This window comes from Streptomyces sp. NPDC029014 (assembly GCF_055564695.1).
In genome coordinates, this window is record NZ_JBVHVT010000051.1 from 16,126 (window position 1) to 36,883 (window position 20,758).

The 20,758-nt window shown below is 73.5% G+C and carries 16 protein-coding genes and 1 pseudogene; 10 read left to right on the plus strand and 7 right to left on the minus strand.

Going from position 1 to position 20,758, the window contains the following annotated elements; genetic code table 11:
* Positions 1-6: 6 nt before the first annotated feature.
* Together ACZ4VL_RS25885 and ACZ4VL_RS25890 are read left to right on the plus strand one after the other, a co-directional pair.
* A pseudogene (locus ACZ4VL_RS25885) lies at positions 7-1,371 on the plus strand (cytochrome P450).
* A gap of 71 nt (positions 1,372-1,442) precedes the next feature.
* On the plus strand, positions 1,443-2,585 hold the full coding sequence (locus ACZ4VL_RS25890) for an FAD-dependent oxidoreductase (RefSeq protein WP_468204438.1): 1,143 nt from the start codon (positions 1,443-1,445) through the stop codon (positions 2,583-2,585).
* A 47-nt stretch (positions 2,586-2,632) separates the two neighbouring features.
* Here the strand turns inward: ACZ4VL_RS25890 and mltG are convergent, their stop codons facing one another.
* Positions 2,633-3,490, minus strand: coding sequence for an endolytic transglycosylase MltG (gene mltG / locus ACZ4VL_RS25895; protein ID WP_468204349.1), 858 nt, complete (start codon positions 3,488-3,490; stop codon positions 2,633-2,635).
* Positions 3,491-3,545: 55 nt separating this feature from the next.
* A complete protein-coding gene (locus ACZ4VL_RS25900; protein WP_468204352.1) occupies positions 3,546-5,402 on the minus strand; it encodes an ABC transporter ATP-binding protein in 1,857 nt (618 codons plus the stop codon).
* A 101-nt stretch (positions 5,403-5,503) separates the two neighbouring features.
* Between ACZ4VL_RS25900 and ACZ4VL_RS25905 the strand changes: the two genes are divergently transcribed.
* The 5 genes from ACZ4VL_RS25905 (at position 5,504) to cpt (ending at position 13,340) form a co-directional block, all read left to right on the plus strand.
* On the plus strand, positions 5,504-5,965 hold the full coding sequence (locus tag ACZ4VL_RS25905; RefSeq protein ID WP_468204354.1) for a MarR family winged helix-turn-helix transcriptional regulator: 462 nt from the start codon (positions 5,504-5,506) through the stop codon (positions 5,963-5,965).
* 25 nt (positions 5,966-5,990) lie between these two features.
* Positions 5,991-8,927, plus strand: a complete 2,937-nt coding sequence (locus ACZ4VL_RS25910; RefSeq protein WP_468204357.1) for an FAD-binding and (Fe-S)-binding domain-containing protein — start codon at positions 5,991-5,993, stop codon at positions 8,925-8,927.
* Positions 8,928-9,064: 137 nt separating this feature from the next.
* Positions 9,065-10,966 (plus strand): ABC transporter transmembrane domain-containing protein, encoded by a 1,902-nt coding sequence (locus ACZ4VL_RS25915; protein ID WP_468204359.1) that lies wholly within the window; start codon positions 9,065-9,067, stop codon positions 10,964-10,966.
* Complete coding sequence (locus ACZ4VL_RS25920; protein WP_468204361.1) at positions 10,963-12,744, plus strand: ABC transporter ATP-binding protein; 1,782 nt, start codon at positions 10,963-10,965, stop codon at positions 12,742-12,744. Before ACZ4VL_RS25915 ends, ACZ4VL_RS25920 begins: the two co-directional genes overlap by 4 nt.
* A gap of 74 nt (positions 12,745-12,818) precedes the next feature.
* Positions 12,819-13,340: a chloramphenicol phosphotransferase CPT gene (gene cpt, locus ACZ4VL_RS25925; protein ID WP_468204440.1), complete on the plus strand. Its 522-nt coding sequence runs from the start codon at positions 12,819-12,821 to the stop codon at positions 13,338-13,340.
* 12 nt (positions 13,341-13,352) lie between these two features.
* Here cpt and ACZ4VL_RS25930 read toward each other — a convergent pair whose 3' ends face one another.
* Positions 13,353-14,141, minus strand: coding sequence for a metal-dependent hydrolase (locus tag ACZ4VL_RS25930; protein WP_468204363.1), 789 nt, complete (start codon positions 14,139-14,141; stop codon positions 13,353-13,355).
* Between the two features lie 145 nt (positions 14,142-14,286).
* Here ACZ4VL_RS25930 and ACZ4VL_RS25935 point away from each other — a divergent pair, with 145 nt between their 5' ends.
* The 3 genes from ACZ4VL_RS25935 (at position 14,287) to ACZ4VL_RS25945 (ending at position 18,243) form a co-directional block, all read left to right on the plus strand.
* On the plus strand, positions 14,287-16,809 hold the full coding sequence (locus tag ACZ4VL_RS25935) for a DEAD/DEAH box helicase (RefSeq protein ID WP_468204365.1): 2,523 nt from the start codon (positions 14,287-14,289) through the stop codon (positions 16,807-16,809).
* A 106-nt stretch (positions 16,810-16,915) separates the two neighbouring features.
* Positions 16,916-17,833, plus strand: coding sequence for an acyl-CoA thioesterase (locus ACZ4VL_RS25940; RefSeq protein ID WP_468204367.1), 918 nt, complete (start codon positions 16,916-16,918; stop codon positions 17,831-17,833).
* Positions 17,834-17,841: 8 nt separating this feature from the next.
* Positions 17,842-18,243 carry a YchJ family protein gene (locus tag ACZ4VL_RS25945; protein WP_468204369.1) on the plus strand — a complete coding sequence of 134 codons (402 nt, stop codon included), beginning with the start codon at positions 17,842-17,844 and terminating at the stop codon, positions 18,241-18,243.
* On the opposite strand, the gene ACZ4VL_RS25950 is transcribed toward ACZ4VL_RS25945, so the two are convergent.
* From ACZ4VL_RS25950 to ACZ4VL_RS25965, 4 genes are all read right to left on the minus strand, one after another.
* Positions 18,207-19,049 carry a DUF6397 family protein gene (locus tag ACZ4VL_RS25950; protein ID WP_468204371.1) on the minus strand — a complete coding sequence of 281 codons (843 nt, stop codon included), beginning with the start codon at positions 19,047-19,049 and terminating at the stop codon, positions 18,207-18,209. The genes ACZ4VL_RS25945 and ACZ4VL_RS25950 overlap by 37 nt on opposite strands.
* 104 nt (positions 19,050-19,153) lie before the next feature.
* On the minus strand, positions 19,154-19,552 hold the full coding sequence (locus tag ACZ4VL_RS25955; RefSeq protein WP_468204374.1) for a roadblock/LC7 domain-containing protein: 399 nt from the start codon (positions 19,550-19,552) through the stop codon (positions 19,154-19,156).
* Between the two features lie 158 nt (positions 19,553-19,710).
* Positions 19,711-20,361 carry a GTP-binding protein gene (locus tag ACZ4VL_RS25960; RefSeq protein ID WP_468204377.1) on the minus strand — a complete coding sequence of 217 codons (651 nt, stop codon included), beginning with the start codon at positions 20,359-20,361 and terminating at the stop codon, positions 19,711-19,713.
* On the minus strand, positions 20,361-20,753 hold the full coding sequence (locus tag ACZ4VL_RS25965; protein WP_468204380.1) for a DUF742 domain-containing protein: 393 nt from the start codon (positions 20,751-20,753) through the stop codon (positions 20,361-20,363). The genes ACZ4VL_RS25960 and ACZ4VL_RS25965 overlap by 1 nt, the downstream gene beginning before the upstream one ends.
* Positions 20,754-20,758: the final 5 nt, after the last annotated feature.

Sequence of the window (20,758 nt, forward strand, 5' to 3'; positions counted from 1 at the left end):
GCGACCATGCGGGGCGTGACCGCCACCCTGCTGCCCCCGGGCACCGAGCGCGGACCGCGCCGGTGGCCCTTCATCGGGAACCTGCCGGCCTTCGCCCGGGATCCCCTGGCCTTCTTCGAGTTACTGCGCGACGGGTACGGCGACTGGGTGCCGTGGGCCCTCGGCCCGCAGCGCAACGTCCTGGTCTCCCGGCCCGAGCACGCCGGCGAGCTGCTCGGCTCCGTGGAGAAGACGTTCCGGCCGACGGAGCTGGGCTGGGCCGTCCACCAACTGCTCGGGGACGGTGTCGTCGTCGCCACCGGTGCGGACTGGCGGCGCAAGCGGGCGCTGGTGCAGCCGGCCGTGCGCCCGCGGCAGGTGCGCTCGTACGCCGCCACGATGGTGGAGTGCGCCGACGCGCTGGTCCGCGACTGGGCCGAGGGCGGGCGCGTCGACGTGCACCGGGAGATGGCCGGGCTCACCCAGCGGATAGCGGTGCGCACCCTGTTCGGGAGCGACGCGGCCGGCCGGGAGGCGCCGATCAGCGCGGCCATGGCCACGGCCCAGCGCGAGCTGGGCGCCGAGTTCCGCGGTCTGACGCTGTTCCTGCCGCCCTGGGTCCGGACCCCGGGCCGGCGGCGGATGCGCCGGGCCGTGGACGTCCTGGACCGGGAGATCGCGCACGTGATCCGGGAGCACGAAGCGGCCTCGGCCCGCGGGGCGGAGCGGGACGACCTGCTGAGCCGGCTGCTGGCCGCCCGCGACGAACACGGCGGCCCGCTGTCGCGCAAGGAGCTGCGGGACGAGTCGATCACGCTGTACATCGGCGGGCACGAGACCACGTCGACCACCCTGACCTGGGCCTGGCAGCTGCTGTCGGCGGCCCCCGGGGCGCGGGCCCGGCTGACGGAGGAGCTGGGCCGGGTGCTCGGCGGGCGGCTGCCCGCGTACGAGGACTACGAGCGGCTGGTCTGGACCCGGCAGGTGGTCAAGGAGACGCTGCGGATGTACCCGCCGGTCTGGCTGATCTAGGCGGTCGCCGGGGACGCGGCGTCGATCGGCGGGCGGAGCGTGCCCGCGGGGACCGCGGTGTGGACCAGCCCGTGGTCGATGCACCGCGACCCGCGCTGGTTCCCGGACCCGGGCGCCTTCCGCCCGGAGCGGTGGGACGCGGACGCCGGGCCGCTGGCGGTGGAGGAGGCCTGGATCCCCTTCGGCGGCGGGCCGCGGGCCTGCCTGGGCGCCCGGTTCGCGCTGGTGGAGGCCGTGCTCGTGCTGGCGGTGCTGGCACAGCGCTTCCACCTGGACAGCGGCCCCGAGCCGGTCGCGGTGTTCCCGGGGCTGACGCTCCAGCCGGCCGGGCCGGTGCCGGCAGCACTGCGGCGGCCCTGACGGGGCCGGGCGGGCTGAGGCGGGCCGGGAAGATCCCGGCGCCCGCCCGAGTTGGTAGAACCGTGAACGAACTGACGCGGGAGACGACCGGCCCCGGATCCGCCACGGGCGGGGGCGCCGGCACGGAGGTCGACGTGGTGGTCGTGGGCGCCGGGCAGGCGGGCCTGTCCGGCGCCTACCACCTGGCACGGGCGGGCATCGACCACGTGGTCCTCGACCACGCGCCCCGCCCGGGCGGCGCCTGGCAGTTCCGCTGGCCCTCCCTGACGTACGGCAAGGTGCACGGCATGCACGCGCTGCCCGGCATGGAGCTCGTGGACGCCGACCCGCTGCGGCCGTCGTCGGCGGTGATCGGCGAGTACTTCACCGCGTACGAGCGGCGGTTCGGCCTGGACGTGCGCCGTCCCGTGCACGTGACCGCCGTCCGGGAGGGGGCCGGCGGGCGGCTGCGGGTGGAGTCCTCGGCGGGCGTCTGGTCGGCGCGGGCACTGATCAACGCCACCGGCACCTGGGACCGGCCGTTCTGGCCGCGTTACCCGGGCCGGGAGTCCTTCCGGGGGCGTCAGCTGCACACGGCGGACTACCCGGGGCCGCAGGCGTTCGCCGGAGCCCGGGTGGTCGTGGTGGGCGGCGGCACCTCGGCGGTGCAGCACCTGCTGGAGATCGCGCAGGTGGCGGCCGCGACGACCTGGGTGACCCGGCGGCCCCCGGTGTTCCGCGACGGGAGCTTCGGGGAGGCGGAGGGCCGGGCGGCCGTGGCCCTGGTCGACGAGCGGGTGCGGCAGGGGCTGCCGCCGCAGAGCGTGGTGAGCGTGACCGGACTGCCGCTGAACGAGGCCGTGCGGGACGGGATCGCCTCGGGCGTGCTGGACCGCAGGCCCATGTTCGAGCGGATCACGCCGACGGGTGTGGCCTGGGCGGACGGTCGACAGGTGGAGGCCGACGTGATCCTGTGGGCGACGGGGTTCCGGGCGGCCGTCGACCACCTGGCCCCGCTGCGGCTGCGGGAACCGGGCGGCGGGATCCGCCTCGACGGCACCCGCGCGGTCCGCGACGAACGGGTCCACCTGGTCGGGTACGGCCCGTCGGCGTCGACGATCGGCGCCAACCGGGCGGGCGGCGCGGCGGTCCGCGAGATCCGCCGCCTCCTGGCCCGCGAGGCGCAGGGCGGCGCCGCGGAGTCCCGGGATGCGCTCGCACCGGCCGGAGCCTGACGGGGCGACGGGCCGGCGGGACGGCGGGGTCCGGCCGTGCGGGGGGCCTACCGGGGCGCTCCTGCGGCTGCTGCGGCTGCGCGGGCGCGGTTGAAGTCCGCTACGTGCCTCTTGTGTGCCTCGTACGTCGCCGAGAAGCGGGTGTCCCCCGGCTTGACCGTGACGAAGTACAGCCAGTCGCCGGGCGTCGGCGCCACGGCCGCCGCCATCGCCTGCAGCCCGGGGCTGTCGATCGGCGTCGGCGGCAGTCCCTGGCGGCGGTAGGTGTTGAAGGGGTGGTCGATGCGCGTGTCGCTGAACTTGATGTCGACCGTGCGGCGGTTCAGCGCGTAGTTGATGGTGGAGTCCATCTGCAACGGCATCGACCGCGCCAGCCGGTTGTGCACGACACGGGCGACCTTGCCCATGTCGGTGCGGGTGTCGGCCTCGGCCTCGATGATGCTGGCGAGGGTGGCCGTCTGGTACGGGGTCAACCCGTGCGCCTTGGCGCCGTCGACGACGGCGCGCGTGCCGAGCTTCTCGTTGGCCGTCCGCACCATGCGGGCGAGCAGCTCGGCGGCCGTCGTCCGGGAGGTCACGGGGTACGAGGCCGGGAACAGGAAGCCCTCCGGGTTGCCCTTCGCCTCGGCGGGCAGGGCCAGTTCGGCCGTGGCGGCCGCCGCCTCCGCGGAGCCGGCCGGGAGTTCCAGCGCGCGGTCGATGGCCGCGTAGACCTGAGGGGCGCGCCAGCCTTCGGAGATGAGCAGCATCCGCGACTTCTCGGGGGCCTGGGCCTCCTCGTCCCGCAGCAGCGGTCCGAGGGTGACGGCCGTCCCGATCACGATCAGTATGCCGAGGAAAAGCGCCAGACGTCCCCGGCGGGTGAGCCGGTAACGACGCCGTGGCGGCCGGAACTCATCACGCATGCGGGCACGCTACCCCGCGAACCACCATATTCGCGGCACCACGCCCCTGCATCCGTCATACGATCACACGTTCCGGTTCCGGTGTGGGCGGGTGGGCATGGGCGGCCTCGCGATCCCGCTGGACCAGGGCGGCGTACCGGCCGCCGACCGCCAGCAGTTCCTCGTGCGTACCGCGTTCGGCTATGCAGCCCCTGTCGAGGACGACGATCTGGTCGGCGTCGCGGACGGTGGAGAGCCGGTGCGCGATGGTGATCGTGGTGCGCCCCGCGGAGAGCCTGTCGATGGCCCGCTGCACGGCGTGCTCCGTCCGGGTGTCGAGGGCGCTGGTGGCCTCGTCGAGGATCAGCACCGGCGGGTCGCGCAGGATGGTGCGGGCGATGGCCAGGCGCTGCTTCTCGCCGCCGGAGAAACGGTAGCCGCGCTCGCCCACCAGGGTGTCGTACCCGTCGGGCAGGGATGCGATGTGGTCGTGGATCTGGGCGGCGCGGGCCGCTTCGGCGATCTCCTCGTCGGTGGCGTCGGGTTTGGCGAAGCGCAGGTTGTCCGCGACCGAGGCGTGGAAGAGGTAGGTCTCCTGGGAGACCACGCCGATGGACCGGGCCAGCGAGTCGAAGTCGAGGTCGCGCACATCCACCCCGTCCAGGGCGACCCGTCCGCCCGTGACGTCGTACAACCGGGGCACGAGGTAGCTCAGGGTGCTCTTGCCGGAGCCGGTCGGGCCGACCACGGCGAGGGAGCCGCCGGCCGGGACGGTGATGTCGATCCCCGTCAGCGTGGGCCCGTTCTCGGTGTCGTACGCGAAGTGCACGTCCTCCAGGCGCACCTCACCCTTGGCCCGCTCCAGGCGTACGGGGTCCTCTCGCTCGGTGATGTCCACGGGCAGGTCGAGGTACTCGAAGATGCGCGCGAACAGGGCGAGGGAGGTCTGGATCTGCACGCCGGTCGACAACAGGCTCACGGCGGGCCGGAACAGGCCCTGCTGGAGCGTGACGAAGGCGACGAGCGTCCCCACGGAGAGGGAGGGGGCACCGGTCTGCAGGGCTATGCCGGCGGCCCAGTAGATGAGCGCCGGCATGGCGGCCATGACGATGCCGATGGTGGACATCCGCCAGCGCCCGGCCATGCTGGAGCGCACTTCGAGGGCGACGAGCTTCTCGGACTCGTCGGAGAAGGAGCGGGTGAGCGAGTCGGCGCGACCCATCGTCCGGCCGAGGAGGATGCCGCTCACCGACAGCGACTCCGTCACCGTCGCGGCCATGGCTGCCATCTGCTTCTGCCGCTGGAAGGTGATCCTCTTGCGCTCGCGGCCGACCCGTCGGCTGATCCACACGAAGAGGGGCAGCAGGAGCAGCGAGACGAGGGTGAGCCGCCAGTCGAGCGCGAGCATGGCCACGACGGTGGCGACGACGGCCGTGAGGTTGGAGACGAGCGAGGTCGCCGTCGAGGTCACGGTCGCCTGCATGCCGCCGATGTCGTTGGCTATCCGGGACTGCACCTCGCCGGTGCGGGTGCGGGTGAAGAAGGCCAGGGGCATCCGCTGGAGCTGGGCGTAGACGGCCGTGCGCAGGTCGTGCATGACGCGCTGGCCGACCGTGGTGGATATCAGCGTCTGCAGGACGCCGAAGACGCTGGTGACGACCGCGATGAGGATCATGCCGAGCGCCAGCAGGCTGAGCAGCCCGGTACGGCCCTCGGGGATGGCGACGTCCAGGATCTCCTTGAGCAGGAACGGCGAGGCGACGCCGACTAGCGAGGACGCGCAGACGAGGAGACCCACGGCGGCCAGTCGGCCGCGGTAGGGCCGGAAGAGGCCCACGATCCGGCGCAGTTCGCGCGGCCGCTCCCCGGGGCCGGGGCGGCGGGGGTCGAGGGATTCCTTCGATGGCGTCCAGTTCGGTTCTTCGGAGCGCATGGGCCTCCTTAAGACGGGACTCGGACTCCCGGCGGGTAAGGAGAGCATAGGTCATTGTTACCTATGTTCACAATGAGTCCGGTCCTGCTACTGTTCCCAGTATGAGCACCGCTTCCGAGACCGACAGCACAGACGGCGTGCTCGCCGAGCAGCTGCTGCGGCTGACCCGCCGGCTCCACCGGATCCAGAAGCGCCATCTGGAGCCGCTGGGCATCACTCCCGCCCAGAGCAGGCTGCTGCGCACGGTCTCGTACTCCGACGGTGAACAGCCTCCCCGGATGGCGGATCTCGCGGCCCGCCTGGAGGTCGTGCCCCGCGCCGTGACGACCCTGGTCGACGGGCTGGAAGCGGCAGGGTGCGTGCGCCGCGCCCCCGACCCGGCGAACCGGCGGGTCATACGGATCGAGCTGACCGACACGGGACGCGCCACGCTGCGCCGGCTGCGAAGCGCGCGAACCGACGCCGCAGAGGAGATCCTGGCTCCGTTGACCGCCGGGCAGCGGGACCTGCTCGGCGGCCTGCTGGCCGCCCTCACGGACGCCCCGGAGGGGCGCCACTGCTGACGGGCCGAGGAGCAAGGGGTCGCGCATGCCGCTGCTGGAACCGAAGCCGGGGGCCCTGCGCCCGCACGGCATCGGCGGCCCCTCCCCCGACCGCCTGCCCGAGTGGCGGGCCGGCGGCACGCCCGAGCCGTTGCGCGGCGACCTGACGGAGCTGCTGGGCGCCGACAAGGTGCTGTGGAAGGCCTCCGACCTGGTCCGCTACGCCTCCGACGCCTCGCCCTACCGGTTCGTTCCTCAGGTGGTGGTGGTCGCGGAGGACCTCGACGACGTCTCCGCGGTCCTGTCGTACGCCCACGGGCACGACCGCGAGGTCGTCTTCCGGGCCGCCGGGACCTCGCTCAACGGCCAGGCCCAGGGCGAGGACATCCTCGTCGACGTACGCCGCCACTGGTCCGGCATCGAGGTCCTGGACGGCGGGCGCCGGGCCCGGATCCTGCCGGGCACCACCGTGGCCCGGGCCAATGCCGCCCTCGCCCGGCACGGCCGCGTCCTCGGCCCCGACCCGGCCAGCGCCGTCGCCTGCACCCTCGGCGGGGTCGTCGCCAACAACTCCTCCGGCATGACCGCGGGGACCAGCAGGAACGCGTACCGGACGCTGTCCTCGCTGACCTTCGTGCTGCCCGGCGGCACCGTCGTGGACACCGCCGACCCGCTGGCCGACGAGGAGCTGGCCCGCGCCGAGCCCGCCCTCTGCCGCGGCCTCATGGAGATCAAACGGGAGATCGAGGCCGACCCGGAGCTCGTCGCCCGGATCCGGGCCAAGTACGCGATCAAGAACACCACCGGCTACCGCCTCGACGCCTACCTGGACGGCGCCACCCCCGTGGAGGTCCTGCGCGGACTGATGGTCGGCTCCGAGGGCACCCTCGGCTTCCTCGCCGAGCTCGTCTTCGACACCCTCCCCCTGGACCGGCACGCCTGCGGTGCGCTGCTGTTCTTCCCCTCGCTGCCCGCCGCTGCCGCCGCCGTACCGCTGTTCAACGAGGCGGGCGCCCGCGCCGTCGAGGTGATGGACGGCAACACCCTGCGCGCCTCCGTCAGCGTCGCCGGCGTCCCCGCCGACTGGGCCCTCCTGCCGAAGGACACCACCGCCCTGCTGGTCGAGTTCCGCGCCCCCGACGAGGCGGGCCTGACGGAGTACGAGCGCCGCGCCGCCGCGGTGCGGGCCCGGCTGGAGCTGGTCGCGCCGGTGCCCTCCGTCGCCAACGCCTTCACCCGGGACCCCGGGACCCTCCACGGCCACTGGACGGCGCGCAAGGCCTTCGTCACCGCCGTCGGCGGGGCCCGTGCACCCGGCACCACCCTGATCACCGAGGACTTCGCCGTGCCGCCGGCGCGGCTGGCCGAGGCCTGCGGGGCGCTGCTGGCGCTCCAGGCCGAGCACGGCTTCGACGCGGCCGTCGCCGGCCACGCCGCCCACGGCAACCTGCACTTCCTGCTCGCCTTCGACGCCGCGCGGGAGGCCGACGTGGCGCGCTACGCGGCCTTCATGGAGGCGTTCTGCCGGCTCACGGTGGAACGGTTCGACGGCTCGCTGAAGGCCGAGCACTCCACGGGCCGCAACATGGCCCCCTTCCTGGAACTGGAGTGGGGGCCGAAGGCCACGGAACTGATGTGGCGCACCAAGCGGGTCGTCGACCCCGACGGGCTGCTCGCCCCGCGGATCCTCCTCGACCGCGACCCGCGGGCCCATCTGCGCGGGCTGAAGACGATCCCCCGGGTCGAGGCGGTTGCCGACCCGTGCATCGAGTGCGGGTTCTGCGAGCCGACCTGCCCCAGCAAGGACCTGACGACCACGCCCCGTCAGCGCATCGTGCTGCGCCGGGAGATGGTGCGGCAGCAGCCGGGCTCCCGGGTCCTGGACGAGCTGCTCGGCTCCTACGCGTACGACGCCGTGGACACCTGCGCGGGCGATTCCACCTGCATGCTCGCCTGCCCGGTCGGCATCGACACCGGCGCGCTGATGAAGGAGTTCCGCCACCGCCGGCACGGCCGGCGCGAGGAACGGGCCGCCGAGTTCGCCGCCCGGCACTTCGCCGCCGTGGAGGGCGCGGCCAGGCTGACCGTGGCCGCCGCCGGCACGGTCTCCGGCATCGGCGGGGACCGGCTCCTGGAGGCGGTCACCGGGGCCGCGCGCAGGGCCGTGCGCCCCGACCTGGTGCCGCAGTGGCTGCCACGGCTCCCCGGTGCCGCCGCCCGCAGCCTGCCCCCGACCCGGCGGGTCGGCGCGGCGGCCGTCTACTTCCCGGCCTGCATCAACCGGATCTTCGGCGGCCCGGAGGGCAAGCCCGGGCCCAGCCTGCCCGAGGCCGTGGTGACCGTGTCCGAGCGGGCCGGCAAACCGCTGTGGATCCCGCCCGACGTGGCCGGCACCTGCTGCGCGACGATCTGGCACTCCAAGGGATACGACGCCGGGAACCGGGTGATGGCCGACCGGATCGTGGAGGCGGCCTGGAGCTGGACGGCCGGCGGGCGGCTGCCGCTCGTGGTCGACGCCTCCTCCTGCGCGCTGGGCATCGCGCGCGAGGTGGTCCCGTACCTGACCGACGAGAACCGCGCGCTGCACGCGGACCTGACGGTCGTCGACTCCGTCGTCTGGGCGGCGCGGGAGCTGCTGCCCCGCCTGGCGGTCCGGCGCACCGCCGGCTCGGCGGTCCTCCACCCCACCTGCTCGATGCGGCACTTGGGCACCGAGGGGGCGCTGCGGGAGGTGGCCCAGGCCTGTGCGCGGGAGGTGGTGGTGCCGGACGACGCGGGCTGCTGCGCCTTCGCGGGCGACCGGGGGATGCTGCACCCGGAGCTGGCGGCCTCGGCCACGCAGCGCGAGGCGGCGGAGGTGACCGGGCGGGGGTTCGACGCGTACCTGTCGGCGAACCGGATGTGCGAGGTGGGGATGGAGCGGGCCACCGGCCGCCCCTACCGCTCGGTCCTGGTCGAGCTGGAGCGCGCCACGCGTCCCTGACCCCTCGCGCGCCGGCGGGAAGACGCCGCACCACACCCCGCTGCGTGATGCCGTGGCCAACGCAAAATCGATTGCCCGGGGCCGTCCCGAAGGGGAACCTTGCACGGTCCGGACATCTCGACCAGTCATGGGGCGTCATGCAGATCAGCGACCTTCCGCATCCGGACCCCGGGGTACCCGACGCCCGGTCCGGCCCCCGCTTCCTGCTGTGGCTCGGGCGCGGACAACTCGGCGGCCAGGCCAGGAGCCTGTGCTGGGGCCTGGTGCACTTCTGCGGGATCGCCGGGCTCCCGTACGCGGTCGGCGCGGGCGTCGAAGCGGTCGTCGACCGCGACGGCACCCGGCTGCTGCAGGTCGGCGGGCTGCTGGTGCTGATCGGGATCGCCGTCTCGGTCGGCGACACCATGCTCCACCGCACCGCCGTCACCAACTGGATCACCGCCGCGGCGCGCGTGCAGCAGCTCCTGGCCCGCAAGACCGCCGAACTCGGCTCCGCCCTGACCCGCCGGGTCGCGGCGGGCGAGGTCGTGGCGGTCTCCACGGGCGACGTGGAGAAGATCGGCTGGTTCGTGGAGGCGGTCTCCCGCTTCCTCGCCGCCGCCTTCGCCGTCGTCGCCATCTGCGTCGGCCTGCTGTTCTACGCGCCGTCGATCGGGATCGTCGTCGCCGTCGGCGTCCCCGTGCTCGCCCTGTCCGTGCTGCCGCTGCTGCCGCGCGCCACCCGGAGGGCCGATGTCCAGCGGGAGAAGGCCGGCCGGGCGACCGAGCTGGCCTCCGACACCGTGGCGGGCCTGCGGGTGCTGCGCGGCATCGGCGGCGAGGAACTGTTCCTGGGCCGCTACCGGGAGGCCTCGCAGCAGGTCCGCGAGGCAGCCGTGCACAGCGCCCGGATGTGGGCGCTGATCTCTGCGATCCAGGTGCTGCTGCCGGGCGTGCTGCTGATCACGGTCGTCTGGTACGGCTCCGTGCTCGTCCTCGACGGCCGGCTGACGGTCGGCGAACTCGTCGCGTCCTTCAGCGCCGTGGCCACGATGCTCTACCCGCTGCGGCACTTCGAGGAGATCGCGATGGCGTACTCCTTCTCGCGCCCCTCCGCCCAGCGGGCCGCCCGGGTGCTGTCGCTGACGCGTACGGAAGCCCCCGCGCGACCGGAGTCCGCTGCCCGGCCCGGGGCGCCGGAGCCCGGCGGGGACCTGTACGACCCGGTGACCGGGCTGCTGGCCCCGGCGGGCCGGCTCACGGCGGTGGTGTGCGGGGACCCCGACCTGGCGGGCCGGCTCGCCGAACGCCTCGGCGGCCACCCCGCGGACGGCGACGGGGGCGGCGCCGAGGGCGGTGCCGGATCCGACTCCGGGTCCGGGGCCGGGGCCGGGGCCGGCTCCGGCGCTGACGGCTCGGCCTCGGTGCTGCTGGGCGGGGTCCCGCTGGACGAGCTGCCGCTGGACACCGCGCGCGCCCTCGTCCTCGTGCAGGACAAGGATCCGGTGCTGCTGTCCGGGACGCTGCGCGCACTGTTCGCCGTACCGTCGTCCGGGCAGGTCGAACCAGCCGCCGCGCTGGCCGCCGCCCAGTGCCCCGACGTCCTCGACGCGCTGCTGCAGTCGGCGCCGGACGGGGTCGCGGACCCGATGGACGCCCGGATCACCGAGCGCGGCCGGTCCCTGTCCGGCGGCCAGCGCCAGCGCCTGGCTCTGGCGCGGTCCCTGGCCACCGACCCGGAGGTACTGGTGCTGGACGAGCCGACCTCGGCGGTCGACTCGCACACCGAGGCGCGCATCGCGGACGGCATCAGTGCGCTGCGGGCCGGCAGGACCACCGTGGTCATGGCCTCGTCGCCGCTGCTGTTGGACCGCGCCGACCACGTGGTGCTGGTCCACGAGGGGACGGTCGCCGCGTCCGGAACGCACCGCGAACTGCTCCACGGCGACCCGCGCTACCGGGCGGTCGTCACCCGGGAGACCGACGCGGAGCAGCGGCTCGCCCGTAGGGAACTGGAACGGCTGGCAGAGGAACTCACGGAGATCGAGGAAACCGCATGATCGGCGTGGCGCCGCCGGAACACGACCCGGCGGCCCCCGAAACGGCCGCCACCCTGCCCGTGGGCAGCTCGGCGACCGTACGGGGTTATGTGCGCGGCCTGCTGCGGCGGCACCGGCGGGCCTTCGCGGTCCTGGTCACGGTGAACGCGGTCGCGGTGACGGCGTCCATGGTCGGCCCGTACCTGCTGGGCCGGGTGGTGGACCAGCTCGCGGCCGGGGCGCGCGAGCTCCACCTTGAGCGGATGGCCGTGGTGTTCGCGCTGGCGCTCGTCGTCCAGACGCTGTTCGTCCGGCTGGTCCGGCTGCGCGGGGCGATGCTCGGCGAGCGGATGCTGGCCGACCTGCGCGAGGACTTCCTGGTGCGGTCGGTGGGCCTGCCGCCGGGCGTGCTGGAACGGGCCGGCACCGGCGACCTGCTGTCGCGCATCACCACCGACATCGACCGGCTGGCCAACGCGATGCGCGAGGCCGTGCCGCAACTGGCCATCGGCGTCGTGTGGGTGGGACTGCTCTTCGGGGCGCTCGTCGTGACCGCGCCGCCACTGGCGCTCGCCGCGCTGGTGGCGCTGCCGGTGCTGGTGATCGGCTGCCGCTGGTACTTCCGGCGGGCCCCTTCGGCATACCGCTCGGAGGCGGCCGGCTACGCGGCGGTCGCGGCCACGCTCACCGAGACGGTGGACGCGGGCCGCACCGTCGAGGCGCACCGCCTCGGCCCGGCCCGGATCAGGCTGTCGGAGCGCCGGATCAAGGAGTGGACGGCGTGGGAGCGGTACACCCTGTTCCTGCGCACGGTCCTGTTCCCCGTCATCAACGTCACCTTCCTGACGATCCTCGGCTCGGTGCTGCTGATCGGCGGCTTCTGCGTGCTCAGGGGCTGGCTGACGGTGGGACAGCTGACCACGGGGGCGCTGCTCGCCCAGATGATGGTCGACCCGATCGGGCTGATCCTGCGCTGGTACGACGAGCTCCAGGTCGCGCAGGTGTCGCTGGCCCGCCTGGTGGGCGTACGGGAGATCGAGCCGGACGCGGGCGATGCGGACGTCGCCCCGCAGGGCCGCGACGTGCGCGCCGAGGAGGTCCGCTTCGGCTACCGGGAGGGCGTGGACGTCCTGCACCGGGTGTCGATGTCCGTGCCGCCGGGCACCCGGATGGCGCTCGTCGGCCCGTCCGGCGCGGGCAAGTCGACACTGGGCCGGCTGCTGGCGGGCATCTACGCGCCGCGCGCGGGCGAGGTGACCCTCGGCGGGGCCCAGCTGTCGCGGATGCCGGCCGAGCGGGTGCGCGAGCAGGTGGCCCTGGTCAACCAGGAGCACCACGTGTTCGTGGGTTCGCTGCGGGACAACCTGCGGCTCGCGCGGTCGGGCGCGCAGGACGCCGAGCTGTGGGCCGCGCTGGGGGCGGTGGACGCCGACGGCTGGGCCCGGGCCCTGGAGTCCGGCCTGGACACCGAGGTCGGGTCCGGCGGCACGGCACTGACCCCGGCGCAGGCGCAGCAGGTCGCGCTGGCCCGGCTGGTGCTGGCGGACCCGCACACGCTGGTCCTGGACGAGGCCACCTCGCTGCTGGACCCGCGTGCCGCACGGCACCTGGAGCGCTCCCTGGCCCGCGTGCTGGACGGGCGCACGGTCATCGCGATCGCGCACCGGCTGCACACGGCGCACGACGCCGACGTGATCGCGGTGGTCGAGGAGGGCCGGATCAGCGAGCTGGGCTCGCACGACGAGCTGGTGGCCGCCGACGGGGCGTACGCGGCCCTGTGGCGGTCCTGGCACGGCTGAGCCGGGCGCCGGCGCCGGTCGAAATTCGTTTCGGCGGTGGTGGGGTGGGCCCCTACGGTGGCGCGGTGACCCAGGTGATCGTGTTGAACGGCGGTTCCAGCTCCGGCAAGTCCGGGATCGTGCGGTGTCTTCAGGCGGTGCTGCCGGATCCGTGGCTCGCCGCCGCGGTCGACGCGCTGATCGAGGCGATGCCGGCGTCGCTGCAGGCGTCGGCGTCGGGGTTCGACGTGGGCGCGGACGGCGCGGTGAGCATCGGGGCGGAGTTCCGGACGCTGGAAGCGGCGTGGCGGGAGGGTGTCGCGGCGATGGCGCGGGCGGGCGCCCGGGTCGTCGTCGACGACGTCTTCCTCGGCGGGGCGGCCTCCCAGGAGCGCTGGCGGCGGGCCCTGGTCGGGCTGGACGTGCTGTGGGTCGGGGTCCGGTGCGCGGGCTGGGTCGCCGCCGGCCGCGAGGTCGCCCGGGGTGACCGGGCCTCGGGGATGGCCGCGTCCCAGGCGGACGTGGTCCACCGGGGCGTGGTCTACGACCTGGAGGTGGACACCACGCACACCGAGTCCCTGGAGTGTGCGCGGACCATCGCCGCCCGGGTCGGGTGACCGGCGTACGGCCTACAGGAAGCCGAGGGCCGAGGCTCCGCCGACGCCGCCGAGCAGCATGAACGCGGGCATGAGGACCTTGAGCTCCACCCAGCTGCCCGCCCGGAAGCGCATCCCCTTCGGCGGGCCGACGGGGTACCAGCGCTTCCCGGCGATCGGCAGCGGCCACAGGATCGGGCAGCCGGAGACGGTGAGGGCGTCGCCGACGTCGTGGACGAGGGCGCCGAGCAGGATGGGCAGGCCCAGCCAGAGGTACTCCTGGCCGGGGCCGAAGAGCCAGTCGGCGCCGTTGCCGGGCTGGTCGAGAACGCCGGCCAGGATCCAGGCGCTGGTGGCGCCGAGCAGCCAGACGAGGACGTCGCTGGACATCCGGGCCGCCCGCCACAGCAGCCCCTCGACGGCCAGCACGAGGTGGACGAAGAGCAGCGCCAGCACGCCCCAGCGGTCGGTGGTGACCGCCAGCACGGAGGAGCCGGCGCCGATGAGGACGGCCCACAGCCAGGTGTGCGTCAGGGTGCGGTGGCCGCCGGAGCGGCGGGCGTCCTTCGGGGCGCGGGTGGCCTTGTAGACGGCGTAGGAGAGCTTGTCGACCACCTCGCACAGGCCCCGGGACACCGGGCCGAAGGCCCGGGAGATCGTCGCCGACTTGTGGTCGAGGTCGGGCGCGAGGGCGGCGCCCGCGCAGATCAGGGAGCCGACGACGAGGACCGGCCAGGGCATGGGGTGCCCGGCGGCAGCCGCCGCCGCGCCCACCCCCAGCCAGGCCGCCGCTCCGGACAGTGAGTGCGCCGGACCCATCATGCTCGTCTTCCCGCCCCGGTGTGTGCTGGTCGGGCCCTGTCGACGGTGTCGTCCGGCCCCGGTCAACGGCACAGCGTACCCGTGGTGATCTTCGTTCCGTCGGCCGGTTCCCTCATCCGGGCGGAAGCCAGGCAAGATGGGGGGTGTGACCCTCATTGATCAGCTCCCGCCGAACGCCGACCCCGACACGCTCTTCGAGGCCTTCTCCTCGTGGGCGGAGGACCAGGGCATCAGCCTGTACCCGGCCCAGGAGGAGGCGCTGATCGAGGTCGTCTCCGGGGCGAACGTGATCCTGTCCACTCCGACGGGGTCCGGCAAGAGCCTGGTCGCGGCCGGGGCGCACTTCACCGCGCTGGCCCAGGACAAGGTCACCTTCTACACCGCCCCGATCAAGGCGCTGGTGTCGGAGAAGTTCTTCGACCTGTGCAAGCTGTTCGGCACCGAGAACGTCGGCATGCTGACGGGCGACGCTTCGGTGAACGCCGACGCCCCGGTCATCTGTTGCACCGCCGAGGTGCTGGCCTCCATCGCCCTGCGCGACGGCAAGTACGCCGACATCGGCCAGGTCGTGATGGACGAGTTCCACTTCTATGCCGAGCAGGACCGCGGTTGGGCCTGGCAGATCCCGCTGCTGGAGCTCCCGCAGGCCCAGTTCGTCCTGATGTCGGCGACGCTCGGCGACGTGTCGAAGTTCGAGGCGGACCTGACCCGGCGCACCGGCCGCCCGACGTCGGTGGTGCGGTCCGCGACCCGGCCCGTCCCGCTGTCGTACGAGTACGTCACGACGCCGATCACCGACACGATCACGGAGCTGCTGGAGACCCGTCAGTCGCCCGTGTACATCGTGCACTTCACGCAGGCGCAGGCGGTCGAGCGGGCGCAGTCGCTGATGAGCATCAACATGTGCTCCCGTGAGGAGAAGGACAAGATCGCCGAGCTGATCGGCAACTTCCGCTTCACCACGAAGTTCGGCCAGAACCTCTCCCGCTACGTACGGCACGGCATCGGCGTGCACCACGCCGGCATGCTGCCCAAGTACCGCCGCCTGGTGGAGAAGCTGGCGCAGGCCGGCCTGCTGAAGGTCATCTGCGGCACCGACACCCTCGGGGTGGGCGTCAACGTCCCGATCCGCACCGTGTTGTTCACCGCGCTCACGAAGTACGACGGCAACCGGGTCCGCACTCTGCGCGCCCGCGAGTTCCACCAGATCGCCGGCCGGGCCGGCCGGGCCGGCTTCGACACGGCGGGCTTCGTCGTCGCCCAGGCGCCCGAGCACGTCATCGAGAACGAGCGGGCCCTCGCCAAGGCGGGCGACGACCCGAAGAAGCGCCGCAAGGTGGTCCGCAAGAAGGCCCCGGAGGGCTTCGTCGCCTGGTCGGACACCACGTTCGAGAAGCTCATCGCCGCCGAGCCGGAGCCGCTCACCTCCCGGTTCAAGGTCACCAACATCATGCTGCTGTCGGTCATCGCCCGGCCGGGCGATGCCTTCCAGGCGATGCGCAGCCTCCTGGAGGACAACCACGAGCCGCGCAAGGCCCAGCTGAAGCACATCCGGCGGGCCATCGCCATCTACCGTTCGCTGCTGGACGGTGGAGTGGTCGAGCAGCTCGACACCCCGGACGCGGAGGGCCGCACCATCCGGCTCACCGTCGACCTCCAGCAGGACTTCGCGCTGAACCAGCCGCTGTCGACCTTCGCTCTGGCGGCGTTCGACCTGCTGGACCCGGACTCCCCCTCCTACGCGCTGGACATGGTCTCCGTCGTCGAGTCCACGCTGGACGACCCGCGGCAGATCCTGGCCGCCCAGCAGAACAAGGAGCGGGGCACCGCGGTCGCCGCGATGAAGGCCGACGGCGTCGAGTACGAGGAGCGGATGGAGCGGCTCCAGGACGTCACGTATCCCAAGCCCCTCGAAGAGCTCCTGCACCACGCCTACAACGTGTACCGCAAGAGCCACCCGTGGGTCGGCGACCACCCGGTCTCCCCGAAGTCGATCATCCGTGACATGTACGAACGCGCGATGACCTTCACCGAGTTCACGGCGTTCTACGAGCTGGCCCGGACCGAGGGCATCGTGCTGCGCTACCTGGCGAGCGCGTACAAGGCGCTGGACCACACCATCCCCGACGACCTCAAGTCCGAGGACCTCCAGGACCTGATCGCCTGGCTGGGCGAGCTGGTCCGCCAGGTCGACTCCAGCCTCCTCGACGAGTGGGAGCAGCTGGCGAACCCGGAGGTGGAGACGGCGGAGGAGGCCCAGGACAAGGCCGACCAGGTCAAGCCGGTCACCTCGAACGCGCGCGCCTTCCGCGTCCTGGTCCGCAACGCCATGTTCCGCCGGGTGGAGCTGGCGGCGCTGGACCGCGTCGACGAGCTGGGCGAGCTGGACGGCGATGCGGGCTGGGACGCCGACGCCTGGGGCGAGGCCATGGACGGGTACTGGGACGAGTACGACGACCTGGGCACCGGCCCCGACGCGCGCGGCCCGAAGCTGCTGCAGATCGAGGAGGACCCGGCGCACGGTCTGTGGCGCGTCCGCCAGACCTTCGCGGACCCGAACGGGGACCATGGCTGGGGCATCAGTGCCGAGGTCGACCTGGCCGCCTCCGACGAGGAGGGCCGGGCCGTGATCCGGCTGACCTCGGTCGGCGAGCTCGGCGCGCTCTGACTCCCCCGGACCCCGTCCGGGCGGACCGCCTCCCCCGGACCCCGTCCGGGGGGACACCGGCCCGTACGCGGCCGGTCCCGCCGGAGACGACAGTGGAGAACCTCTGATGACGAACCCCGCCGAGAGACTGGTCGACCTGCTGGACCTGGAGCAGATCGAGGTCAACATCTTCCGCGGTGCCAGCCCCCAGGAGTCCCTCCAGCGGGTCTTCGGCGGGCAGGTCGCCGGCCAGGCCCTGGTGGCCGCCGGTCGGACCCTGGAGAGCGACAGGCCGGTCCACTCGCTGCACGCGTACTTCCTGCGCCCCGGCATCCCCGGGGTGCCGATCGTGTACCAGGTGGAGCGGGTGCGCGACGGGCGGTCCTTCACCACACGCCGCGTCACCGCGGTCCAGCAAGGCAAGACGATCTTCAATCTGACCGCCTCCTTCCACCATCCGGAGGAGGGCAGCATCGAGCACCAGCTGCCTCCCCGCCTCGATTTCCCCCACCCGGACACGCTCCCGAAGGTCGCGGACGAGATCCGCGAGCACTTGGGCGCGCTGCCCGAGGCTCTGGAGCGGATGGCCCGCCGCCAGCCCTTCGACATCCGGTACGTGGACCGGCTCCGCTGGACGCCTGAGGAACTGCAGGACGCCGATCCGCGCAGCGCGGTGTGGATGCGGGCGGTCGGCCCCCTGGGCGACGACCCGCTCGTGCACACCTGCGCCCTCACCTACGCCAGTGACATGACCCTCCTCGACGCCGTGCGCATCCCCGTGGAGCCCCTGTGGGGCATGCGCGGTTTCGACATGGCCTCGCTGGACCACGCCATGTGGTTCCACCGGCCGTTCCGGGCCGACGAGTGGTTCCTGTACGACCAGGAGTCGCCCATCGCCCACGGCGGCCGCGGCCTGGCCCGCGGCCGGATCTACGACCTGGAGGGCAGGCTGCTGGTCTCCGTGGTCCAGGAGGGCCTCTTCCGCCCGTACCCGTCCCCCCAGGCCCGGCCGTCCGCGCCGGCCGAACCGACCCCGAAGAGCTGAGCACCCCGATGTCCGACCCGGTCCTCCCCTGCCCCTGCGGGCTGCCCGCCTCCTACCCGGAGTGCTGCGGCCGCTTCCACTCCGGCGCCCGACAGGCGCCCACCGCCGAGCTGCTGATGCGCTCCCGGTTCAGTGCCTTCTCGGTGGGCGACACGGCGTACCTGATGCGTTCCTGGCATCCGAGCACCCGCCCCGGCCGGCTCGACCTGGACCCCGAGCAGCGCTGGGTGCGGCTGGAGATCCTCGGCGTCGAACGCGGCGGCATGTTCGAGACGGAGGGTTCGGTGGAGTTCCGGGCGCACTACCGCGAGGGGCGCCACACCGGCTCCCTGCACGAGAACAGCGCCTTCACCCGGGAGGACGGGGCCTGGGTCTACGTCGGCCCCCTCTCCCCCGTCGACTTCAGCTGACCGCGCGCCCCGGCCAGGGCGAAGTCCAGACCGGTGCGGTACCAGTGGATCTCGTCGGGCGGCTCCGCCCGCAGCAGCCGCTGCGCCACGGCCGCGGCGGCCGGGATCTGCGGGTGGCCGTACGGCGGGGGCGGGGCGAGGGCGGCGAGTACGATCCGCTCCGCCGGGTCGGGGACGGCCTGCCGCACCTCCGTCTCCGGCAGGACGGAGGCCAGTACGGCCGCCCGCTCCCAGGGGTCGGCGGTGCGCCCGAGCAGGAGCCCCACGTGCCGGTCGCGCCAGGTCCGCGGCCGCAGGTCCGCTCCGCCGGCCATCAGCTGCCGGTCCTCCTCGGGTGCGCCGCCGCTCAGCAGCCCCGGGTCCCGGGCGGCGAACTCGCGTAGTTCCGCGGCCAGGTACAGCCACACCACGGCCCGGTAGCGGTTGATCCGGTAGCCGACCGGCGCGATGCGCCCGCAGCGTGCGAGACGGATGAACCGGTTCGGCCCGATGCCCATCAGTCTGCCTGCGGCACCGGACCCGGCGACGGTCTCGACCCGGGCCCGCAGGGCGTCCGGGAACCCCTCGGCCGCCCTGACCCGGTCCAGCTCGGCCCGCGCATAGCGGGCGGCCCCTCCGGGCGCCGGCCTCCCCGCCCGGACGATGCCCAACTGGACCGCACGGGCGAACTCGCTGCGGCTCAGCCCCAGTTCCCCGGCAGCCCGGGCACCACCCACTGCGTCGCCCGACTCTGCAACGGATCCGGCAACACCTCCGGCCCGGCCCTCGGCCCCGACCTCGGCCCCGACCTGTGTCATGAGCTTCATGGCGATCCCCCTCACGCATCAGCACGATTACTCTGCGTGAAGACCGTAACGCGTCGTGACGACAGCGGGCCAGGCCTGTGGACAACTCTCCGGCCGCCGCCACCTCACCCCCCGGTGATCCGCCGCTCCGCCACGCCCAGGTGCTCCCCCACCCGGTTGACCAGCAGCGTCATCTCGTACGCCACCTGCCCGATGTCCGCCTCCGCCCCGCTGAGCACGCACAGCGAACTGCCCGCACCCGCCGCCATCACGAACAGCGCACCGTCGTCGTACTCGACCATCGTCTGCCGCACCTCACCGGCCCGGAAGTGCCGGCCCGACCCCTTCGCCAGGCTCTGCAACCCCGCCGCCACCGCCGCCAGATGCTCTGCGTCCTCCCGGGCCAGCCCCGCGCTCGCGCCCGTGACCAGCCCGTCGTTGGAGAGCACCACCGCGTGCCGGACCTGCTGGACCCTGCGCGACAGGTCGTCCAGCAGCCAGTCGAGCTGCTTGTCCAGTGCCATTTCGAGCCCCTCCCCGTTGCGCCGCCGCCGCGGCCGCGCCGCACCCCGCTTGGTAAGTTCCGCAAGCCTTCCCCACCAGGGGCTTTCCGGCAAGGAGGAAGCGCCCATGGCGTGGAAGATGACTCAAGAGTCGCCAATCCCGCTCACACCGGCCCGGCCTACGCCCCGACCGACTCCAACAACCGGGCCGTGTGCACCCTCCCCGCGTACTCGACGAGCCTGATCAGCACTTCCTTCCCCGAATCCCGGTCCCGCGCGTCACACAGCACCACCGGAGTCCCGGCCTCCAGGTCCAGCGCCCGCGCCACCTCGTGCGTCCCGTAACGCCGCGCGTCCGCGAAACAGTTCACGGCCACGACGAACGGGATGCGCCGGTGCTCGAAGTAGTCAACCGCCGGGAAGCAGTCCTCCAGCCGCCGCGTGTCGGCGAGCACCACCGCGCCCAGCGCGCCCAGCGACAGCTCGTCCCACACGAACCAGAACCGGTCCTGCCCCGGCGTGCCGAACAGGTACAGGGAGAGCCCGGAGCGGATGGTGATCCGGCCGAAGTCCATGGCGACGGTCGTGGTCGTCTTCTGCGCCACCCCGCCCGTGTCGTCGACCCGTTCGCCCGCCTCGCTGAGCCGTTCCTCCGTCCGCAGCGGACGGATCTCGCTGACCGCCCCGACGAGCGTGGTCTTACCGGCCCCGAAGCCGCCGGAGACGAGTATCTTCAGCGCGAGCGCCGCCGGATCGCCGCCGTCCTCCGGCCCCGGGGCCGGGTCGTGTCCACCGCCGGGCCCGCCCGGCAGGTCGTCGTGTCGTCCCATCACAGCGCTCGCAATCCCTCGATGACTTCCCGCAGAATCCGCTCGTCCGGCAACGCGGCGGGCGGCACCGGCCGACTGACGCGGACGTGCCCGGCCTCCAGCAGGTCCCCGAGCAGCACCCGGACCACGCCCACGGGCAGGTCCGCGTCCGCCGCGAGCTCCGCCAGCGACTGGGTCTCGGACCGGCAGAGTCCCAGCAGGGCCCGGTGTTCGGGGCCGAGCAGGGACGCCCCGGCCGGCTCCGGCCCGTCGGCGTCCACCACGACCAGCGCGATCAGGTCGAAGCGGACACCGCGCGGACCCGGCCTCGTCCGCCCGCCCGTCACGGCGTACGGACGGACGAGCGGGCCCGCGTCGGCGTCGTACCACTGGCCCTGCCACTGGCCCTCCATGTGCC